Origin of the sequence: Vibrio genomosp. F10 str. 9ZD137 (assembly GCF_049974785.1) — a bacterium.
Classification (GTDB): domain Bacteria; phylum Pseudomonadota; class Gammaproteobacteria; order Enterobacterales; family Vibrionaceae; genus Vibrio.
In genome coordinates, this window is the sequence record NZ_JBNGCJ010000796.1 from 1 (window position 1) to 2,937 (window position 2,937).

A 2,937-nucleotide genomic window follows, 5' to 3' on the forward strand; every position below is an offset into this window, starting at 1 on the left:
GTTGCCGCTACCGCCATGCCTTCAATAGAATGCTTCGAGTTATATCGAGCTAATTCTTTGACATAATCGCGAGAAATACCGCTCGATGCAGGCAGTATATCTTGCTTTACTTTAATCTCTTTACCGGATTTATCCGTCACTACAAAACGTGGATCTTTATTGAATGCTTCTGCGTGCTCTACTCGAGTGATGTCAGATTCTATATCAATTTTCAAAGTCGTATCTGCAGCATCAAATGTGATAACAACAGGGTGTGAATTAAACTTTTCTTTTTCTCCCTGTTTATCGACAAGTTGGGCAGCTCTAACAACAATTTGATTTTGCCCATTCTCATACTCGAATGTACTTTTCTTTAATACAAAGAATCCAACTTCTTCACCATTGGCTATCACTGCAGATATGTTTCTATCAATGGTTACATCAACGGCAGCCATAGGAGCGAATGAAGTAATCATGGCACCAACAACTAACATTCTATTCATTACTTTCATTTATATTCTCCTTTAAATGAAAACGAGCATCTAATCTAGATGCTCGTTTATACTACATAATACTGCTAGCTATGTAACTGATTAGAAGTAGTATTCTGCGCCAACGATGAAGCGTGTGCCATCATCGCCTTTAGTGTCACCTAACATATCGTAGTTACGTACATCTGCGTATAGGTAAGTACTTGGAAGCAAGTAACCTAGACGACCAGTAATTGCTGTAGAGCTATCGTCCGCACCTTTAGACTTGATTTTCTTATCTGACTCAGAAGTTGCTGCGTAACCCGCTTTTAGAACCCACTGACCACCGATCACATACTGAGCTGTCGCTGAGAATGCATCTTGTGAATCGTCAGTGCGGTTGTTTTGCATGTTTTTGAATGCAGCTGTTAACGTCACGTCACCTAAGTAAGCTGAACCACCAACGATAGCGTAAGAAACATCACCGCCTTTACCTAACACAGCTGCGCCGAAGTCTTTGTTGATCTCGTAATCACCAGTAGTTGGGTTCTTGATAATTGGAGAATCGTTAGTACCAGAGGTGTCATACTCTCCTTGGTGGTAGTAACCACCGTGGATGCTAAATGAATCTCTAGAGAAAGAAGCACCAACACTTGATACTAGTGCATCTGTTGTTGAACCCATTCCACTTAGTGTTGCTTGAATATTGAAACCACCAAATGACACTGAATCAAAACGAAGATTGTTATCTGTACGGTCAACGTAAGATGCGTCAATCGCATTGTGCCAATCAAAAACGTTACCTAGGCCAGGGTTTGAGTGTGGCCAATCGACGTAGTTGTATGCAGCAACTAGCTGACGACCAAATTTGAATGAACCTAATCCATCAAATGCGAAACCAATGTATGTATCACGAGCACCAAATTGGCCTCCATTTGTACTATTGTTAGCATTCTGACCTTCAATCTGCCACACGAAATCTGGAGCAAAATCATCGAACTCAACTACACCACGGAAGCCGATACGAGATTCAATATCAACAACTACTGTGTTGTCTTTACCTTCTCCGCTTGGAGACCAAAGCTGAACACCACCAGCCGCTTGGCCATAAACTTGAACAGCTTGACCCGCTAATTCGATTGCAGCGTTAGCTGAGCCAGATACTGCAGCTAGAGAAACTGCTGCACCTAGTAAAGTACGTTTAAACATTTTGTTGTCCATGGAAAAACTCCTAAAAAATGGATATATAGCTATTTTATATTTCTCACCTTAAGTTGGCCGCCGAAGGGAGAAAACAATTCCTATGTCGAAAATCTAAATTAACATTAATCTTTTAACCTTAATTTTTGATTTTCTTATTTCCTGCATACACATCGTGCATCCATGAGTTACAGACTAACTTTGCATCAAAAAATATCAACGAGAACTTAATTTTTATCTAAAAAAATATGAGCCAGGCCAAACTTTACTCTAGTTAGTGATCAAGATCGTATAAATAAAATGAACTTTACCAAAACAAAATCAAACACTTAAAAAACAAGGACTTAAACAAAACTAGCCCCATATTTACTTGAAGTGGATCGCATAGTTTTAGCATCAAACCAGTCTATAATTAATAATTTGAACAACATCACTCTATTTTATTTTTGTTGTTAGCCACAATTCCCAAGACTATATTTCGATCATAAAAAAAGGCACCAACCTTATCGATTTGTGCCTTTTTTTGGGGTTTTTAGTTATTTTTATCAGCTTAGTAAAGAGGACTAAGGAATTAAATCGACCAAATCTTGTTCCGTTCTCACTTCAATACCCAGTTCTTCCGCTTTGGCCAACTTAGACCCTGCTGCGCTGCCCGCAAACAACATATCGGTTTTTTTCGATACACTGCCCGTCACTTTAGCGCCGAGCTTTTGCAATGCTTCTTTCGCTTCACTTCGAGTTAATTGAGAAAGGGAGCCCGTCAATACCACAACTTTACCTTCTAGAGGCTTTGGTAAAGAACTGTCTTGAAGCCGTGAAAGGTCTGGCCAATGAACCCCCTGATCAATCAAATCTAAGATGATATTGACATTTTTCTCTTGCGCAAAAAAGGTGGTGATGTGCGCGGCAACTATTTCACCGATATCGGAAACGTCAAGCAGCTGCTCGTGAGTCGCCACTTGTATCGCCTCTAAGGTCAAAAAATGCTGCGCTAAATTATTAGCGGTTGCTTCACCCACTTCTCGTATACCTAAAGAGTAGATAAATCGCGCAAGCGTAGTTTCTTTGGCTTTGTTAAGGGCAGACACTATATTTTGTGCCGATTTAGGCCCCATGCGATCCAGAACCGTCAAAACACCCGCAGACAGTTTAAATAAATCTGCTGGCGTCGAGACCATCTCTTTATCGACCAGCTGCTCTATCACTTTTACGCCTAAGCCATCCACATCCAAAGCTTTACGCGAAACAAAATGCTTAAAGGCTTCTTTGCGTTGAGCTTGGCAAACAA

3 protein-coding genes are annotated in these 2,937 nt (G+C 40.5%); all 3 read right to left on the bottom strand.

The features are described from left to right. On the bottom strand, positions 1–491 hold a 491-nt coding region (locus tag ACP45E_RS18415; protein ID WP_017038833.1), incomplete at its 3' end, for a YccT family protein. An 81-nt stretch (positions 492–572) separates the two neighbouring features. After that, positions 573–1,670, bottom strand: coding sequence for a porin (locus ACP45E_RS18420; protein ID WP_017038834.1), 1,098 nt, complete (start codon positions 1,668–1,670; stop codon positions 573–575). A 542-nt stretch (positions 1,671–2,212) separates the two neighbouring features. Continuing rightward, positions 2,213–2,937 (bottom strand): helix-hairpin-helix domain-containing protein (locus ACP45E_RS18425; protein ID WP_241824339.1); only part of this gene is annotated, 725 nt, incomplete at its 5' end.

What these genes read in the sequence shown, in the direction of transcription:
- ACP45E_RS18420 (WP_017038834.1), bottom strand. Translation starts at nt 1,670, where the DNA reads ATGGACAACAAAATGTTTAAACGTACTTTACTAGGTGCAGCAGTTTCT.